This window comes from Streptomyces sp. NPDC059866 (assembly GCF_042731325.1).
Lineage (GTDB): Bacteria > Actinomycetota > Actinomycetes > Streptomycetales > Streptomycetaceae > Streptomyces > Streptomyces flavusporus.
The window spans coordinates 132,358-146,466 of the sequence record NZ_JBHWJT010000019.1 but is presented as its reverse complement, the minus strand read 5'-3'; the positions used below and the strand labels follow the sequence as shown (position 1 = coordinate 146,466).

The 14,109-nt window shown below is 69.8% G+C and carries 15 protein-coding genes and 2 pseudogenes; 11 read left to right on the top strand and 6 right to left on the bottom strand.

Features of this window, described 5'->3' with window-relative positions:
* Positions 1-70: 70 nt before the first annotated feature.
* Positions 71-565 carry a TetR family transcriptional regulator gene (locus ACFV7R_RS28485; protein WP_385268558.1) on the top strand — a complete coding sequence of 165 codons (495 nt, stop codon included), beginning with the start codon at positions 71-73 and terminating at the stop codon, positions 563-565.
* Between the two features lie 35 nt (positions 566-600).
* Here ACFV7R_RS28485 and ACFV7R_RS28480 read toward each other — a convergent pair whose 3' ends face one another.
* The 3 genes from ACFV7R_RS28480 to ACFV7R_RS28470 form a co-directional block, all read right to left on the bottom strand.
* A complete protein-coding gene (locus ACFV7R_RS28480) occupies positions 601-1,170 on the bottom strand; it encodes a hypothetical protein (protein WP_385268428.1) in 570 nt (189 codons plus the stop codon).
* Between the two features lie 133 nt (positions 1,171-1,303).
* Positions 1,304-1,780: a hypothetical protein gene (locus ACFV7R_RS28475; RefSeq protein ID WP_385268426.1), complete on the bottom strand. Its 477-nt coding sequence runs from the start codon at positions 1,778-1,780 to the stop codon at positions 1,304-1,306.
* 136 nt (positions 1,781-1,916) lie between these two features.
* A complete protein-coding gene (locus ACFV7R_RS28470) occupies positions 1,917-2,798 on the bottom strand; it encodes a helix-turn-helix transcriptional regulator (RefSeq protein WP_385268424.1) in 882 nt (293 codons plus the stop codon).
* Positions 2,799-2,989: 191 nt separating this feature from the next.
* On the opposite strand from ACFV7R_RS28470, the pseudogene ACFV7R_RS28465 reads away from it, so the two are divergent.
* The 3 genes and pseudogenes from ACFV7R_RS28465 to ACFV7R_RS28455 form a co-directional block, all read left to right on the top strand.
* A pseudogene (locus tag ACFV7R_RS28465) lies at positions 2,990-3,240 on the top strand (alcohol dehydrogenase catalytic domain-containing protein); the annotation flags it as partial.
* Positions 3,241-3,566: 326 nt separating this feature from the next.
* Positions 3,567-3,920 (top strand): cyclophilin-like fold protein, encoded by a 354-nt coding sequence (locus tag ACFV7R_RS28460; RefSeq protein ID WP_385268422.1) that lies wholly within the window; start codon positions 3,567-3,569, stop codon positions 3,918-3,920.
* Positions 3,921-4,011: 91 nt separating this feature from the next.
* Entirely contained in the window at positions 4,012-4,779 is a 768-nt protein-coding gene (locus tag ACFV7R_RS28455) for an SDR family NAD(P)-dependent oxidoreductase (protein ID WP_385268420.1), read from the top strand.
* A gap of 4 nt (positions 4,780-4,783) precedes the next feature.
* Here the strand turns inward: ACFV7R_RS28455 and ACFV7R_RS28450 are convergent, their stop codons facing one another.
* Positions 4,784-5,509, bottom strand: coding sequence for an SDR family NAD(P)-dependent oxidoreductase (locus ACFV7R_RS28450; protein ID WP_385268418.1), 726 nt, complete (start codon positions 5,507-5,509; stop codon positions 4,784-4,786).
* Positions 5,510-5,607: 98 nt separating this feature from the next.
* Between ACFV7R_RS28450 and ACFV7R_RS28445 the strand changes: the two are divergent.
* The 6 genes and pseudogenes from ACFV7R_RS28445 to ACFV7R_RS28420 all read left to right on the top strand — a co-directional run.
* Positions 5,608-5,721: pseudogene (locus ACFV7R_RS28445) on the top strand (3-oxoacyl-ACP reductase); the annotation flags it as partial.
* A gap of 81 nt (positions 5,722-5,802) precedes the next feature.
* Positions 5,803-7,002: a CaiB/BaiF CoA transferase family protein gene (locus ACFV7R_RS28440; protein ID WP_385268416.1), complete on the top strand. Its 1,200-nt coding sequence runs from the start codon at positions 5,803-5,805 to the stop codon at positions 7,000-7,002.
* Positions 7,003-7,263: 261 nt separating this feature from the next.
* Complete coding sequence (locus tag ACFV7R_RS28435; protein WP_385268414.1) at positions 7,264-7,683, top strand: (2Fe-2S)-binding protein; 420 nt, start codon at positions 7,264-7,266, stop codon at positions 7,681-7,683.
* Between the two features lie 11 nt (positions 7,684-7,694).
* The gene (locus ACFV7R_RS28430; RefSeq protein ID WP_385268412.1) at positions 7,695-8,696 is read left to right on the top strand and encodes an FAD binding domain-containing protein; all 1,002 of its coding nucleotides are present in this window, start codon (positions 7,695-7,697) and stop codon (positions 8,694-8,696) included.
* Positions 8,693-9,214 (top strand): hypothetical protein, encoded by a 522-nt coding sequence (locus tag ACFV7R_RS28425; protein ID WP_385268410.1) that lies wholly within the window; start codon positions 8,693-8,695, stop codon positions 9,212-9,214. Before ACFV7R_RS28430 ends, ACFV7R_RS28425 begins: the two co-directional genes overlap by 4 nt.
* A gap of 5 nt (positions 9,215-9,219) precedes the next feature.
* A complete protein-coding gene (locus ACFV7R_RS28420) occupies positions 9,220-9,441 on the top strand; it encodes a hypothetical protein (RefSeq protein WP_385268408.1) in 222 nt (73 codons plus the stop codon).
* 143 nt (positions 9,442-9,584) lie between these two features.
* Here the strand turns inward: ACFV7R_RS28420 and ACFV7R_RS28415 are convergent, their stop codons facing one another.
* Positions 9,585-11,222 (bottom strand): fucose isomerase, encoded by a 1,638-nt coding sequence (locus ACFV7R_RS28415; RefSeq protein ID WP_385268406.1) that lies wholly within the window; start codon positions 11,220-11,222, stop codon positions 9,585-9,587.
* Between the two features lie 41 nt (positions 11,223-11,263).
* A complete protein-coding gene (locus ACFV7R_RS28410) occupies positions 11,264-12,742 on the bottom strand; it encodes an FGGY-family carbohydrate kinase (protein WP_385268404.1) in 1,479 nt (492 codons plus the stop codon).
* Positions 12,743-12,973: 231 nt separating this feature from the next.
* Between ACFV7R_RS28410 and ACFV7R_RS28405 the strand changes: the two genes are divergently transcribed.
* On the top strand, positions 12,974-14,065 hold the full coding sequence (locus ACFV7R_RS28405; protein WP_385268402.1) for a glycoside hydrolase family 172 protein: 1,092 nt from the start codon (positions 12,974-12,976) through the stop codon (positions 14,063-14,065).
* The last annotated feature ends 44 nt before the right edge of the window (positions 14,066-14,109 follow it).

Below are 14,109 nucleotides of genomic sequence, written 5' to 3'. Positions count from 1 at the left end.
CGCAACCGCGCCCGGCTGATGGAGGCGGCCGATCGGCTGGTGGCCGAACGGGGGAGCAGACCATGTGACGATGCACGAGGTCGCGCAGGCGGCCGGGGTGGGAAAGGGCACGCTCTTCCGCCGGTTCGGCGACCGCACCGGCCTCCTGCTGGCCTTGCTGGACGATGCCGAGGCGGAATTCCATGAGGCGTACACCTCCGGTCCCCCTCCGCTGGGGCCGGGAGCACCGGCGAGAGACCGGCTGACGGCGTTCGGCTGTGCCCTGATCGAGCGCATCACCGACGAGGCGGACCTGGGTGCCGCGCTGGCACGCCACGTCCCCTGCGAACGGCGCCATGCCTCGGACGTCGGCCAGGCCTTCCACCAGCACATCGCGTCCCTTCTGCGGGAAGCGGGAGTGGTGGGCGATCACGACATGCTCGCCCACACCATGCTCGCTTTCACGGCCTTCGAGACCATGGACTACCTGCGCAACGAGTGCCGGATCACCACCGCACGTCTGCAGACCACCTGGGTGGACCTGGTACGGCGGGTGACCGGAGGCGACGAACCACAGCGCACATGAGAGGGTGACAGGGCATCACCCTCTCCTTGTTGCCCTCACAGGGGCAGGAGGCGCACGGCGTTCTTCCCGCCCATGGCCTCCGCCTCCTGGGCGTCATGGGCGCCGCGGTGGACGACGACGTTGCCCAGGTCCCGGGACAACTTCGTGACCAGGGCACCGACGCCACGTTCCCAGTCGGCCGGGGCAGTTGCCGGCGGAACGACGATCAGCTCCAGTACGTCCGCAGGATGTGATGCCGTTCCTTCGATGACGGCGCCGTTCAGCGCGAGGTAGTCCGGCGCGGGGTGGAGGTGGGTTTCCGCCTGCTCGCGGACCGCGTCGATGACGCGGCCACGCAGGTCGCGCAGCTGATGCAGAGCGCCCCACGCGATGTGGCCTGAGACGAGATGTACGGCCTCTCCTTTGCGCCTGGGGGCGATGAGGCCGAGCAGGCCGAGGCGGAAGAGCGCCGCTTCGAGCTGGGTGGCGGTCACTGCGGCGTCCTTGGACAGTTCGTCGAGCGTCAGCGTCCTGGCGGCGTCGGCGGTGTGGTGCTCGACGAGGGCGGTGAGGAGCCGGCCTGACGTTCCGGGGAACAGGGCGGACAGCGGCTTCTGGAAGTTCATGGTGCGAAATACTCCGCCTCTGTGAGCGGTCGGCCATGCGGCAGGAGGCAAGGGGTCTCGCCGGCTTCGCAGGCAGATGGCATCGACGACGAAGCCGACGAGAGTCTGATTCCGGACGCCGCGGATCGAGTGGTCAGACGCCGGAAGGCCGATCGTTCACGAGCGCGGTGACGGTCTCGCCGAACTCCTCGAGAACGTCGAGGAACCCGGTCCTGCCCCACAGCCCCAGACCCAGAACGGCGACGCCTACGGCCGTCATGTGCACGGCCCCGGGGAGGTCCGGGTCCGACAACGCGCGCATCGCCGGCTGGTCTCCGCGGGCCCAAGCCCGCGTTGCCTCGGCAACGGCGAACTCGTAGTGGGGCGGGGCTGCGGCGGCGATTTCGTCGGCATGCCGGACCAGGTCGCCCACCTTCCACCGCTTGTCGGTCAGCTCCATGAGGCTGATGGTGGAGCGCAACAGCCCACTCAGGACGGTGTACACCTCTATCCAGCTGCCTGCGTCCAGACCGGCCAGCGCTTCTTCGACTACGAGGGCGTCACGGTCCGTGTAGCCCCGGACGATGTCCACCGCGCGCTCGTGGGAGGTCTTGTGCGCTGCATCGCTCATGCGGCTCACACTATTGTCGTCCGGGCGGGCGGGAATCGGTCTCTTGGCGCAATGGGCCTCGGAAGAAAGCACTAGGACCATGTCCTGCCCGGAGGAGTTCTTCACCAAGAACCTCGCGTGATCCCCCGCGCCTCCGTCAGGCGAGGGAGGAGGAGGCCTGGAGGTTCTGGTCGGTGGCCCAGGAGGCGAGGATGCGCAGCCGTTCGTGGGTGGGGGAGCCCGGGGCGGCGGTCCAGACGGTCAGATGCTGGTCGGGGTCGGTGTTGGCGGTGAGGGTGTCCCAGTCGAGGACGAGTTCGCCGACGACCGGGTGGTTGAGGGTCTTGGTGCCCACGGTGCGGGCGGCGACCTTGTGGTCGCCCCACCACTTGGCGAACTGCTTGTCATGCGTGGACAGTTCACCGACCAGCTCGATCAGACGGGGGTCCTCGGGATACTGGGCGGCCTCCATCCGGATTTGCGCCACGGCGATCTGCGCCGACGCCTCCCAGTCGGCGTACAGGGTGCGCATCGCCGGATCCGTGAAGATGATCCGCGGGTAGTTGCGGTGCTTCTCCGGGATACGGGAGAAGTCGGTGACCAGCGCGGCGGCCAGCGCGTTCCAGGCCAGGATGTCCCCGCGCCGGCCCTGCACGAGGGCGGGAGTGGCGGTGAGGTCGTCCAGGACGCGCTGCAGCTGCGGCTGGACCTGCTGCCGGCCCCGGCGTCGCGTGCGCGGAGTGGTCTTGCCCGCGAGCTGGAAGAGATAGCCCCGCTCGTCATCGTCCAGGTGGAGTACGCGGGCGAGGGCGTCCAGGACGGGTGCGGAGGCCTGAATGCGCCCTTGTTCGAGTCGGGTGTAGTAGTCGGTGCTGATGGAGGCGAGCTGAGCGACCTCCTCACGGCGCAGCCCGGCGACCCGGCGGGGCCCACCGGTCTCCGGCAGCCCGACCGCACGCGGGCTCAGCTCCGAGCGCCGTTTCCTGAGGAATTCTCCCAGCTCATCGAAGGGGACATTGCTGGTCATGTTCCCCAGCATGGCATCGCTCGCACCCCGGGAAGGGGGGAGAGTTTTCTCCCAGGATGTTTCTTTCCCAGGATGGATTTATCCGCTTTTCCCCCCTGCGTCCGCGTGTGAGCCTCGACAGCGAACGGCCCGGAACGAAGCACATGGTGCAGTCGCGTTCGGGGCTGTCTGCCAGAACCGCTCGCACGGAAAGAAGCACCCTCATGCGCGGAGCAGCCTTCACGCCGCCGGCGACATCCGTTTCGAGGAGCGCGACGACCCGAAGATCATCAAACCGGCCGATGCGGTCGTTCGGACCGTCGTCACCTGCGTGTGCGGCTCGGACCTGTGGGCCTACCGCGGCACGGACACCATCACCCAGCCGCAGCCGATGGGCCACGAGTACGTCGGCATCGTCGAGGAGGTCGGCAGCGAGGTCACCTCGGTCGAGCCGGGCCAGTTCGTCAACGGCGCCAGCACCGTACGGCCAACCCCGAACACAGCAGCCCCGAGGCCCTGGCTCAGCGCCCGTACGACATCCACCACAAGCGGGACGGCTTCCGCCACTGTTCCGAGCCCCTGCCCGACTGAACCCCTGGACGCCCCGTGATGCCGGCCGCCCTTCCCACCCCGAGCCGTACCGCCGTAACCGCCGCGCTCCTGCTTTCCCTGACCGCCTGCACGCAGGACTCGTCCTCCTCTCCGACGACATCGCAGCGGACGACGGCGGACTCCGCACCGACCGCACCGGAGCGGACGACGGCAAGCCCCGCACCGACCACACCCTCAGGCAGAACTGCTGTGAACATCCGTCTCACGATCAACGGCACTCCCGTCGACGCCACCCTGAACGACAGCGCCGCCGCCCGGGACTTCGCCGACCAGCTTCCCCTCGATCTGACCCTCACGGACTTCCACCAGACCGAGAAGATCGCCGACCTGCCCCGCCGCTTGTCCACTTCCGGTGCTCCGGAGGGAGCCACCCCGCGTGCCGGCGACCTCGCCTACTACGCGCCCTGGGGCAACCTGGCCGTCTTCTACCGTGACTTTCCCTACTCCGACGGACTGATCATCCTGGGCCGCATACCCGAAAGCGCCACTGAGCAGCTGGCTGCCGCGGACGAGGTCCCCGTCACCATCGAAAACGCCATGTAACCCCTCGACCTGCTCGCCGGCCGGACAGCAGGTGACGAGCGAGCGCATGCCCAGTCGGCCCACACATCAGTCCTCGGTGGGAGAGCACGCCATGAACCCCGCCTACGACTTCTCCGGCCAGGTCGCCTTCGTCACCGGAGCCGGCTCCGGCATGGGCCTGGCGACCGCCCGCGCCTTCGCCGAGTCCGGTGCCGCGGTCGCCCTCACCGACGTCGACGAAGCCGCCCTGAACGTGGCCGTCAAGGCCCTCACCGACGCCGGCCACCAGGTCCTCGCCCTCACCTGCGACGTCAGCGACGAGGACCAGGTCGCCGCCGCGGTAGACCGAACCGTCGAGACCTTCGGCCGCCTCGACATGGCCTACAACAACGCCGGCATCCAGATACCGCCCAGCGACGCCGCCGACGAACCCTTCGAGCGGTTCGACCGCGTCAACGCCATCAACCTCCGGGGTGTCTGGGCCGCCATGAAGCACGAGCTGCGGCACATGCGTGCCCAGGGCAGCGGCGCCATCGTCAACTGCTCCTCACTCGGCGGTCTCGTCGGCCTCCCCGGCCGCGCCTCCTACCACGCCACCAAACACGGAGTGATCGGCCTGACCACCAGCGCCGCCCTGGAATACGCTCCGCGCAACATCCGCATCAACGCCATCTGCCCCGGCACCATCGACACCCCCATGGTCACCGACATGATCGCCATGGGCGAGCTCGACCGTGCCGTGGCCGAGGCCGGCCAACCCATCAACCGGCTCGGGACCGCGGAGGAAATCGCTCAGGCCGTACTGTGGCTGTGCAGCCCCGGAGCGGGCTTCGTCGTCGGCGTCGCCCTTCCCGTCGACGGCGGCTACGTCGCCCAATGACCCCTCACAGCGCGGTTCCTGTCTCCTCGGCCAGCGCCTCCAGCAGCTGGCCCTGAAACACCTCGTCGTGCACTGCGCGGTGCGGCTCCAGGCGCTGGTGGTGGTACCAGTACCCGCCGGTCGTCAGGGCCTGGGGTTCGTCGCTCGACGCGAGCCATTCCTGCGTCCGATGGCCGAGCTCGAGGTCGTCCGGTGCGTCGGGTCCGCCCATCCTGGTCGGCACCCAGCCCGGATCCACGGCGTTGCTCAGAACCCCGGGGCGCAGGCGAGCCACGGCAGCCGCGAGCGTCGTGACGAACAGCTTGCTGTCGGAGTACGAACCTGCGCTCCTGCCCTGCCAGTCGACACCGGTGAGCGAAGGGCGGCCACCGAAATGCGAGCTGCTGCTGAGGTACACCAGTCGGCGTGGCCCGCGGAGCAGGGCCGTGAGGAGGTACGGAGCGATGATGTTGACCGGCATGACCGCGGGTCCGCTCCACACACCGGCGTTGTGGATGACCGCGTCGAGCGGCTTCGCGTCGTTCAGCTCGGCGGCGATACGCCGTACGGCGTCACGTTCCGTGAAGTCGCCCATCACGAGGTGTGCCCCACGGCCGACCAGCGCGTCGAGATCCGCTGCGCGCTCCTGGTTCCGGGCGTGCACCACCACGTCGTGGCCTGCGGACAACAGTGAATCCGCCGCGGCACGTCCCAGGCCGTCCGCGGAACCGGTCACCAGGATCCGACTCACGATCGCTGCTCCTTCCATGGGAGGGTCTTCTTTCCTTCATGGTCGCCGCTGCCGACCGGGGCAGCCGGACAGCGGCGACAGCTGCCTGATCACAAGGTGGCCCGGCCTACGCACACGCCCTGGCCGCCGCGGGTGCGTCCGTCGTCGTCAACGACGTGGACGAGGCCGTCGCCGAGCAGGCCGCCAGATCCATCGCAGAGGCCGGTGTGCGTACTGCAGAGCGTGACGCGGTGCTACGCGTGAGCCGGGGCGGGTAATACCGTCGGGGCACACCCGCTCCTGGAGGCCGCCGTATGACCGAGCACCCCGCAGACCTGCCGCTGTCCGGCATCACCGTCGTCAGCGTCGAGCAGGCGGTGGCCGCCCCGTTCGCCACCCGTCAGCTCGCCGACCTCGGCGCCCGGGTGATCAAGGTGGAGCGCCCGGGCGGCGGCGACTTCGCCCGCCGGTACGACACCACCGTGCACGGCGAGTCCAGCTATTTCGTGTGGCTCAACCGCTCCAAGGAGTCCCTGTCCCTCGACCTGAAGTCGGACCGGGGGAGGCGGGTGCTGGACCAACTCCTCGGCGGGGCGGACGTGTTCGTGCAGAACCTCGCGCCCGGCGCGGCCGCCAGGGCGGGCCTGGGTGCGGAGGCCCTCGCCGAGCGCTTCCCGTCCCTGATCCCGTGCTCCGTCACCGGCTACGGCTCCACCGGACCCTGGGCCGACCGGAAGGCGTACGACCTGCTCATGCAGTGCCAGACGGGCCTGGTGTCGCTGACCGGCAACGAGCACGGATCCGCTCGGGCGGGGATCTCCGTCGCCGACATCGCCGCCGGGATGTACGCCTACTCGGGCATCCTCACCGCGCTGTTCACCCGCGCGACCACGGGCGTGGCACGGGCCGTGGAGGTCTCCCTGTTCGAGGCGCTGGCCGAGTGGATGGGCCAGCCCGCCTACTACACCCGGCACGGCGGCACCCAGCCCCCACGTCTCGGCACCCAGCACGCCACGATCGCCCCGTACGGCACCTACACCGCGGCCGACGGCAAGGAGGTCCTGTTCTCCATCCAGAACGAACGCGAATGGGCCGCTCTCTGCGAGCAGTTCCTCAGGCGGCCCGACCTCGTCGACGATCCTCGCTTCGCCACCGGCTCCGCACGGGTGGCCCATCGCACCGAGCTGAACGCGATCGTGGCCGAACGCTTCCGGGAGTCCGGCAGCGGCGAAGTGAGGAAGCTCCTGGACGAGGCGGGCATCGCCAACTCCGAAGTCAACGACGTCGAGGAGTTCCTGGCGCACCCGGTGCTCAGCGCCCGGGACCGCTGGCGGGACATCCCGCTCCCCGGCGGAACCCGAGTACCGGCCCTGCTGCCGCCGGTCGATCTCGCCGGTACGACCGCGCGTATGGACGCCGTCCCCGCGGCGGGCGAGCACACCGACCGGATCCTGGCCGAACTGGGCTACACCGCGGCCGACATCGACGCGCTGCGCGCCGACCAGGTCATCTGAACTCCCCGGCCCCGCACGCTGTTCGCGACTTCGTCCGGAAGCGGTCACGGTCACGCCTCACGGGATGCCGGCGCACGGTCGGTCACAGCGGAACCCTACGGTTGCAGCACATATCTGCCTGTATGAGGATGAAAAGGTCTCTTCCTGGAGGTGACCCATGTCTGTACGCGGTCAGAACCGCACCGAACGTGGGCACATCCTCGAGGAGCGAGGTCCCGGCCGGTCGGGGTCAGGCTGTCGGTCAACGGTGTCCAGTACTCCGTGGAAATCGAGCCACGCGTCAGCCTGCTCGACGCGCTGCGCGAACATCTGCATCTGACCGGCGCGAAGAAGGGCTGCGACCAGGGCACGTGCGGCGCCTGCACGGTGTGGGTGGACGGCAACCGGGTGCTGTCCTGCCTCACGCTCGCCATGACCTGCGAGGGACGTGAGGTGACCACCGTCGAGGGACTGGCGGAGGGCGATGAACTGCACGCCATGCAACAGGCGTTCATCGCCGAGGACGCCTTCCAGTGCGGCTACTGCACTCCGGGCCAGATCATGTCGGCCGTGGCGCTGCTCAAGGAGGGCCATGCGGGCGACGACGCCGAGATCAAGGAGTGGATGAGCGGCAACATCTGCCGCTGCGCCGCCTACCCCCACATACGGGCCGCGATCCGCGCCGTCCGCGACGGAGCCTAGGGAGCCTTGCCGTGCGGCCGATCACCTACTCGCGAGCCACCGACACCGCGACGGCGATCGCCGCGGTCAGCGCCGATCCCACCAGCGACTTCCTGGCCGGCGGCACCACCGAGATCGATCTGCTCCGCCAGAACGTCCTGCACCCACGGCGGCTCGTCGACATCAACGACCTTCCCCTGACGCGCATCGAAGCCACCCCGGAGGGCGGCCTGCGCATCGGATCCCTGGCCCGGATGAGCGAGGTCGCCGCCGCGCCCACGGTGCGCGAGCGCTTCCCCGTGATCTGCCAGGCCCTGGAGCTCGGCGCCTCCGCGCAGCTGCGGCACATGGCGTCCATGGGCGGAAACCTCCTGCAACGAGTGCGGTGCTCCTCCTACCGGGAGGCGGAGTCGCCCTGCAACAAACGCGAGCCCGGCACCGGCTGCTCGGCCATCGAGGGGTTCAACCGCGGTCACGCGATCCTGGGCACCAGCGAGCACTGCATCGCCACCCACCCCTCGGACGTGGCCGTGGCGCTGATGTCCCTCGACGCGCGGGTGCACACGCTGGGCCCCGGCGGCGAACGAACGTACGCGTTCGACGACTTCTTCCTCCTGCCCGGCGACTCCCCGCACCGCGAGCATCCGATGGAGCACGGCGAGCTGATCACCGACATCGAGGTGCCCGCGACACCCGTGGCGCGCCACTCGCTCTACCTGAAGGTCCGGGACCGGGAGAGTTACGAGTTCGCGCTCGCCTCGGTGGCCGCCGCGGTGTCCGTCGTGGACGGCACCGTCGCGGATGTGCGGGTGGCCCTCGGAGGCGTGGCCACCAAGCCATGGCGGGCCCGCCGGGTGGAGGACTTCCTGATCGGCGCTGCCGCGGTACGGGACAACTTCGCGATGGCGGCCCGCGCCGAACTGGCCGAAGCCCGGCCCACCTCCATGAACGCCTTCAAGGTGGAACTCGCGCAGCGCGCGATCGTACGCGCCCTCGCAACCCTCACCGCCGACGGAAGCGGGAGCCCGGAATGACGACCGCACCGGCAATCGGACAGCCCCTCGACCGCGTCGACGGCCGCCCCAAGGTCACCGGCAGCGCCCGCTACTCCGCGGAGATCCCGATCCCCGGCATGGCCTACGCCTGTGTGGTCGGCTCCCGCATCGCCGGCGGGCGCGTCACCGACATCGACGCGAGCGCCGCCCAGGCGGAGGAGGGCGTGCTCGCCGTCCTCACCCACCGGAACCTGCCGAGGATCGCGGAGCAGCCACCGCTGATCCCCTCCCTGGCAGGCACCGCCGCCCCCGGGCAGACCTTCTTCCCGATGCAGGACGACACCGTCCACTACGCGGGTCAGCACATCGCGATCGTCGTCGCCGACACCTGGGAGCGGGCCCGGCACGCGGCGAGCGAGCTGCGCGTGTCCTACGCGGAAACGCCCCCGGTCGTCACCCTGGAACAGGGCCGCGAGCAGGCATACACACCCGAGCGTACAGGGACGACCTCCGGCTCGGCTGCCCCGCCTCGGTGGAGGCGGACACCGGACGCCTGAGCGGCATGCGGATGGTGCCCCTGCAGGCGAGGCGGATACGGCTGGAGCATGCGACGGAGAAGGACCGCGCATGGCTGCGCGGCACTCTCGACCGGATCAGTCACGGCGTATACATCGGCGTGCAGCCCGACGGCACGCCCAACCGCACTCCCCGCCGTCGCCCCCGGGCCGGAGACCGGCCGGTGATCCGCCGACTGCGGCTGACCTGCTGGGCGTGGGAGCGATGAACTCACTCGCGGTGGCGAAACGGACGATGTCCGGGTCGCGGCTTGGCCGCCGTGTCGTCCTTCGACGACCGGCGAGTGACGTGAGCCATCCGGCGGGCGGGGAACGGGGGGACCCGCCCGCCGGGGTTCAGGGGGATGTGGCCCTACAGCTGTACGTCTCCGCACAGGTGGACCTCGACGCCCAGTTCGGCGAAGAGGGCGGCCTTGGCGTGCAGCGCCCTGTCGGCTGTGGCCGCGTCGGGCGCGTAGGCCACGTTGAGGTGGTTGGCGCGGTGGCGGGCCATGAACTGGTCACGGCTGACGCCGTGCAGGGCGGCGTGCATGATCGGCCACTGGGGGGTGGTGGCGTCCAGCCGGCGCCGGGTCTCCTCCTCGGGCAGCTCGACCGATGTGGCGCGGCCGAGGTCGACGTGGAGCCGGCCGTCCATCAGGAACACCCGCGACCAGACGATCTCGCCCGGCTTGGAGACGCCGCTGAGGGTGCCGCCGCCGAGCGGGAAGTACATCGGGGGCTGGCGCATGCTGTACGACTTGTCGTAGCCGCCGTTGTGGGAGGCGGGCACCGAGCCGGAGATCTCCCACACCCAGACGAAGCGCCCCTCGTACTGCTCGCCCCAGCGGATGTCGTGCAGCGTCGTGGCCGGGTCGAGGCCCATCGCCGTCCAGATCCGGTTGGTGACCAGGGAGTCGACGGCGACGCCCTCGTCCACCTCGTTGAAGTGCGGCAGCGGCGCACCGGGGTAGAGCTCGCGGGCGCCGTCGCGGCTGCGTACCGGCGGGCGCTGGACGTTGTTGAGCAGTCCCTCGGCGAGGTCGCTGGCCGGGACGGTGTCCTTCAGGCCCTGCTGGTACTGGATGCCGACCGCGTCGAGGCCGAAGTCGTCGGCGATGCGCAGCGCGGCGATGTACATCTTGAACTGGCTGAGCAGCTGTACGTCGGTGAGTTCGGTGGCCTCGTCGGTGCCGGTGTGGAACGTCATGCCGGCGTGGTCGAGCCAGGCGCGCACCGCCTGGGCCTCCTCGTCGGAGACCTTGTTCATCTCGGCGACGAGCGTGCTCTGCGACAGACGCTCCTTGTAGATGCCGAGCGGGTTGAGGAACTCGTCGTCGATGATGGCGTTGTACATGCCCATGCAGCCCTCGTCGAAGACGCCGATCACCGCCTTCTCCTCGCGCAGCTGACGGGCGAGGGCCACGCCCAGCTCGGTCTCGGGGTCCTTGGGCAGCGGCGGCAGAGGCCGGACGTGACTCGTGTCATGGACGAGCACGCCGGTCTCCAGCCAGGTGCGCAGTCCGTCGCGGGCCCAGTCGTCGGTGAAGTCGACGCTCCACAGCACCGAGTACGCGATGCCCGCCTTGGTGAGGCTGCCGGCCAGGCCCAGCAGGCCCACCAGGCCCGGGAATTCGCCGTTCCAGTTGGCTACGACGAGGATCGGTCCACGGTGGCTGCGCAGACCCGCGAGGACGTGGTGGCTGTACTGCCACACGCCCTCGACGACGATGAGCGGCGCGTCCTTGGGGATGTTCTTGAACACCTCGATACCGGCGCGCTGGCTGTCTATGAAGCCGTGCCCCTTGTCGGGGTCGTACGGGTGTCCTCGACGGACCTGCCGGCCGAGGTCCGTGAGGGCGGCGGCCAGGTCGTTCTCCAGCTTCTCCTGGGTGGGCCAGCAGGTGACGTTGGCGCTGGGACGCAGATCGCCGCTGGCCACGGTGTAGACGACGCCGGGCTCCGCGACGGGCGCCGGGTGCTGGACGGGGAGGGCGTAGGGGGTGCTCATACGGTGGGTTTCTCCCTGGGTGTCACGGGGGTGGGGTGTGGTCAGCGGTCCTGGTGCTCCGCCAGCGTGTGGACCACCTCCGCGGTGTCCGCGTAGAGCCGGCGGTAGAGGGCGTACAACTCGTCGTAGCGTTCGGTGTGTTCGGCCCGGGGCTGTACGGTTCGCCGCACCGGGTTCCAGTCGTCGATCGACACGTCGGCGACGAACTGTGCGGCGAGCAGAGCGCCGCCGTAGCTGGCGCCGATGGACGTGGCGCGCAGTTCCTGCGGCCGGCCGGTGATGTCGGAGACGATCTGGGTCCACAGCGGGCCCTGCGTGCCGCCGCCGACGGCCACGACCCGGCGGATGTCGCCGCCCGAGGCCTGAAGGGCCTCGATGTTGTGCCGGACGCCGAAGCCGGTCGCCTCCAGCGCCGCCCGGTAGAGGTCGCCGCGTGTGTGGGACAGGGTGAGCCCGGCGATCACACCGCGCGCCCTGGGGTCCATGACGGGTGTGCGCTCGCCGGAGAAGTACGGCAGCACCAGCAGGCCGTTGGCGCCGGGGCCGGCCGCCTCCGCGAGGCTCAGCAGTTCGGGGTGGTCGGTGCCGCCGAACAGATCGCGCAGCCAGTTGGTCACGGCGCCGGAGGTGGCCATGCCGCCGGCCAGGTTGCGGGTGCCGGGCAGTGCGCCGACGGTGCCCCACAGCGACGGACTGGTGAGTGGCGTCGGCACGGTGTGGATCAGGAACATGGTCGTGCCGTACATCAGCATCAGGTCGCCGGTGTTCTGGGCGCCCACGCTGAGTGCCTCGGCCCATGCGTCGATGGTGCCGACGGTGACCGGGATGCCCGCGGGGAGGTTCGCTTCCCGGGCGGCCTCCTCGGTGACGGTGCCGGCGCAGGCGTTCGACCAGGCCAGCGGCGGGAGTTCGATGCCCGGGGCGACCCGGTCGGCCCAGGGCGTGTACCAGTCCTGGGCGGTGGTGTCGTACAGCGGTGTGCACTGGCTGGCGGAGTGGTGGTCGAGCAGATAGGTGCCCGTCAGCTTCCGCGCCAGCCAGGAGCTCGGCATGTACAGGCGGCGGGCCCGCTCGTAGACCTCGGGTTCGTTCTCCGCGATCCAGGTGATCTTCGGTCCGGCGGCCTGGCTGGTCAGTGCCGAGCCGCAGCGGCCAAGGACCTCCTCGGCGCCCAACTCGCGCTCCAAGCGCTCGATCTGCTGGACCGACCGGGTGTCGACGCCGTAGAGGATGGCGGGACGCAGTGGTTCGTCGTGCTCGTCGGTGAGCAGGACGCACGGGCCCATGCCGCTCACGCCGACGGCGACGACCGTCGCGTCCGCCGCCGCGGTCAGCTCCCGTGACAGCTGCGTGAATTCACGCCACCACAAGGAGGCGTCCATCTCGAAGTGACCGGGGCCCGGCCGTGCGGGAGTGTGCTCCCGCACGGCGGACCGCAGCAGCGTGCCGTCGAGCCCGACCAGGACGCCCTTGCTGCTGGAAGTGCCGATGTCCACACCGATGACTGCGTTGCGAAGCATGCGCGAACGCTTGCAGAAATCGATTTCAACGTCAAGGCTTCGTCACGTATCCCTTCTGTGGCGCCGGATTCTGCGACAGATGCCTTGACTTGCCCTCGGCCTCTCCTTACGTTGCCGTGAAATGGATTTCAAACGTCGGTGCGACGCTTTGATCCTTACCCGCGCCCCGGCCGGCAGCGTCGAGGCGCGGACTGCCACACCCGTACCTCACCCCGTGAGAGCAGAAGAATCATGACGACTTTTGGACTCGACGGCCTGGCCCGCAAGGCGCGTGCAGTCAGCCGCTCCAGCAGCGCCGAGAACCTCACCGGCGCCAAGTCGGGCGGTGGCAGGGCCACCGAGGGAACCGGAGCGGTGGCGGCCTCCCGGCTCGGCCCCGGCTGGAAGATCTCACCGAGCATCGACATCGCGGCCGGCGAGACCGCGACCCTCGCGGACATCGAGGGTCCGGGCACCATCCGCCACCTGTGGTGCACCACGGCCCCGCACGCCGCCTGGCGGTCCACCCTGCTCCGCGTGTACTGGGAGGGCGAACAGGACCCCGCGGTGGAGGTGCCGCTGGGCGACTTCTTCTGCAACGGCTGGAACAAGTTCAGCCAGGTCTCCTCGGTGCCGGTCGCGGCCAACCCGAACGGCGGGTTCAACGCCTACTGGCCGATGCCGTTCCGCCGCGCCGCCCGCATCACCCTGGAGAACCTCTCCGCCGAGCAGGTCACCCTCTACTACCAGGTCGACTACGAGCTGGGTGAGGTCCCCGAGGACGCCACGTACTTCCACGCGCAGTGGCGCCGCAGCCACCCCGTCCCCTTCGGCGAGGTGCACACCCTGCTCGACGGTGTCACCGGCTCCGGCAGCTACGTCGGCACCTACCTGGCGTGGGGTGTCAACAGCCCGGGCTGGTGGGGTGAGGGAGAGCTGAAGTTCTACCTCGACGGGGACGACGAGTACCCGACGATCTGCGGCACCGGCACCGAGGACTACTTCGGCGGCGCCTGGAACTTCGACGTCCCCGGCCAGGGCTACACGGCCTACACCACGCCGTACCTCGGACTGAACCAGATCCTGCGCCCCGACGGTCTCTACGCCAGCCAGCAGCGGTTCGGGATGTACCGCTGGCACGTCCTCGACCCCATCCATTTCTCCGAGGACCTGCGCATCACGGTGCAGAGCCTGGGCATCGGCCCCGGACAGGGCAACGGCCTGCCGCACCGCTACCGCCACACCAGCGACGACATCGCCAGTACCGCCCTGTTCTATCTGGATGCGCCGAGCAGCGACTTCCGGCCTCAGACGCCGGATCTGCTCACCCTCGAAGTCGACTGACAGCACCCGAGTGCTCACACCGCTCCCGGCCCGCTCACCGGGCC

What these genes read in the sequence shown, in the direction of transcription:
- ACFV7R_RS28405 (WP_385268402.1), top strand. Translation starts at nt 12,974, where the DNA reads ATGACGACTTTTGGACTCGACGGCCTGGCCCGCAAGGCGCGTGCAGTC.
- ACFV7R_RS28425 (WP_385268410.1), top strand. Translation starts at nt 8,693, where the DNA reads ATGACGACCGCACCGGCAATCGGACAGCCCCTCGACCGCGTCGACGGC.
- ACFV7R_RS28475 (WP_385268426.1), bottom strand. Translation starts at nt 1,780, where the DNA reads ATGAGCGATGCAGCGCACAAGACCTCCCACGAGCGCGCGGTGGACATC.
- ACFV7R_RS28470 (WP_385268424.1), bottom strand. Translation starts at nt 2,798, where the DNA reads ATGCTGGGGAACATGACCAGCAATGTCCCCTTCGATGAGCTGGGAGAA.
- ACFV7R_RS28480 (WP_385268428.1), bottom strand. Translation starts at nt 1,170, where the DNA reads ATGAACTTCCAGAAGCCGCTGTCCGCCCTGTTCCCCGGAACGTCAGGC.
- ACFV7R_RS28410 (WP_385268404.1), bottom strand. Translation starts at nt 12,742, where the DNA reads ATGCTTCGCAACGCAGTCATCGGTGTGGACATCGGCACTTCCAGCAGC.
- ACFV7R_RS28415 (WP_385268406.1), bottom strand. Translation starts at nt 11,222, where the DNA reads ATGAGCACCCCCTACGCCCTCCCCGTCCAGCACCCGGCGCCCGTCGCG.
- ACFV7R_RS28485 (WP_385268558.1), top strand. Translation starts at nt 71, where the DNA reads ATGCACGAGGTCGCGCAGGCGGCCGGGGTGGGAAAGGGCACGCTCTTC.
- ACFV7R_RS28440 (WP_385268416.1), top strand. Translation starts at nt 5,803, where the DNA reads ATGACCGAGCACCCCGCAGACCTGCCGCTGTCCGGCATCACCGTCGTC.
- ACFV7R_RS28420 (WP_385268408.1), top strand. Translation starts at nt 9,220, where the DNA reads ATGCGGATGGTGCCCCTGCAGGCGAGGCGGATACGGCTGGAGCATGCG.
- ACFV7R_RS28455 (WP_385268420.1), top strand. Translation starts at nt 4,012, where the DNA reads ATGAACCCCGCCTACGACTTCTCCGGCCAGGTCGCCTTCGTCACCGGA.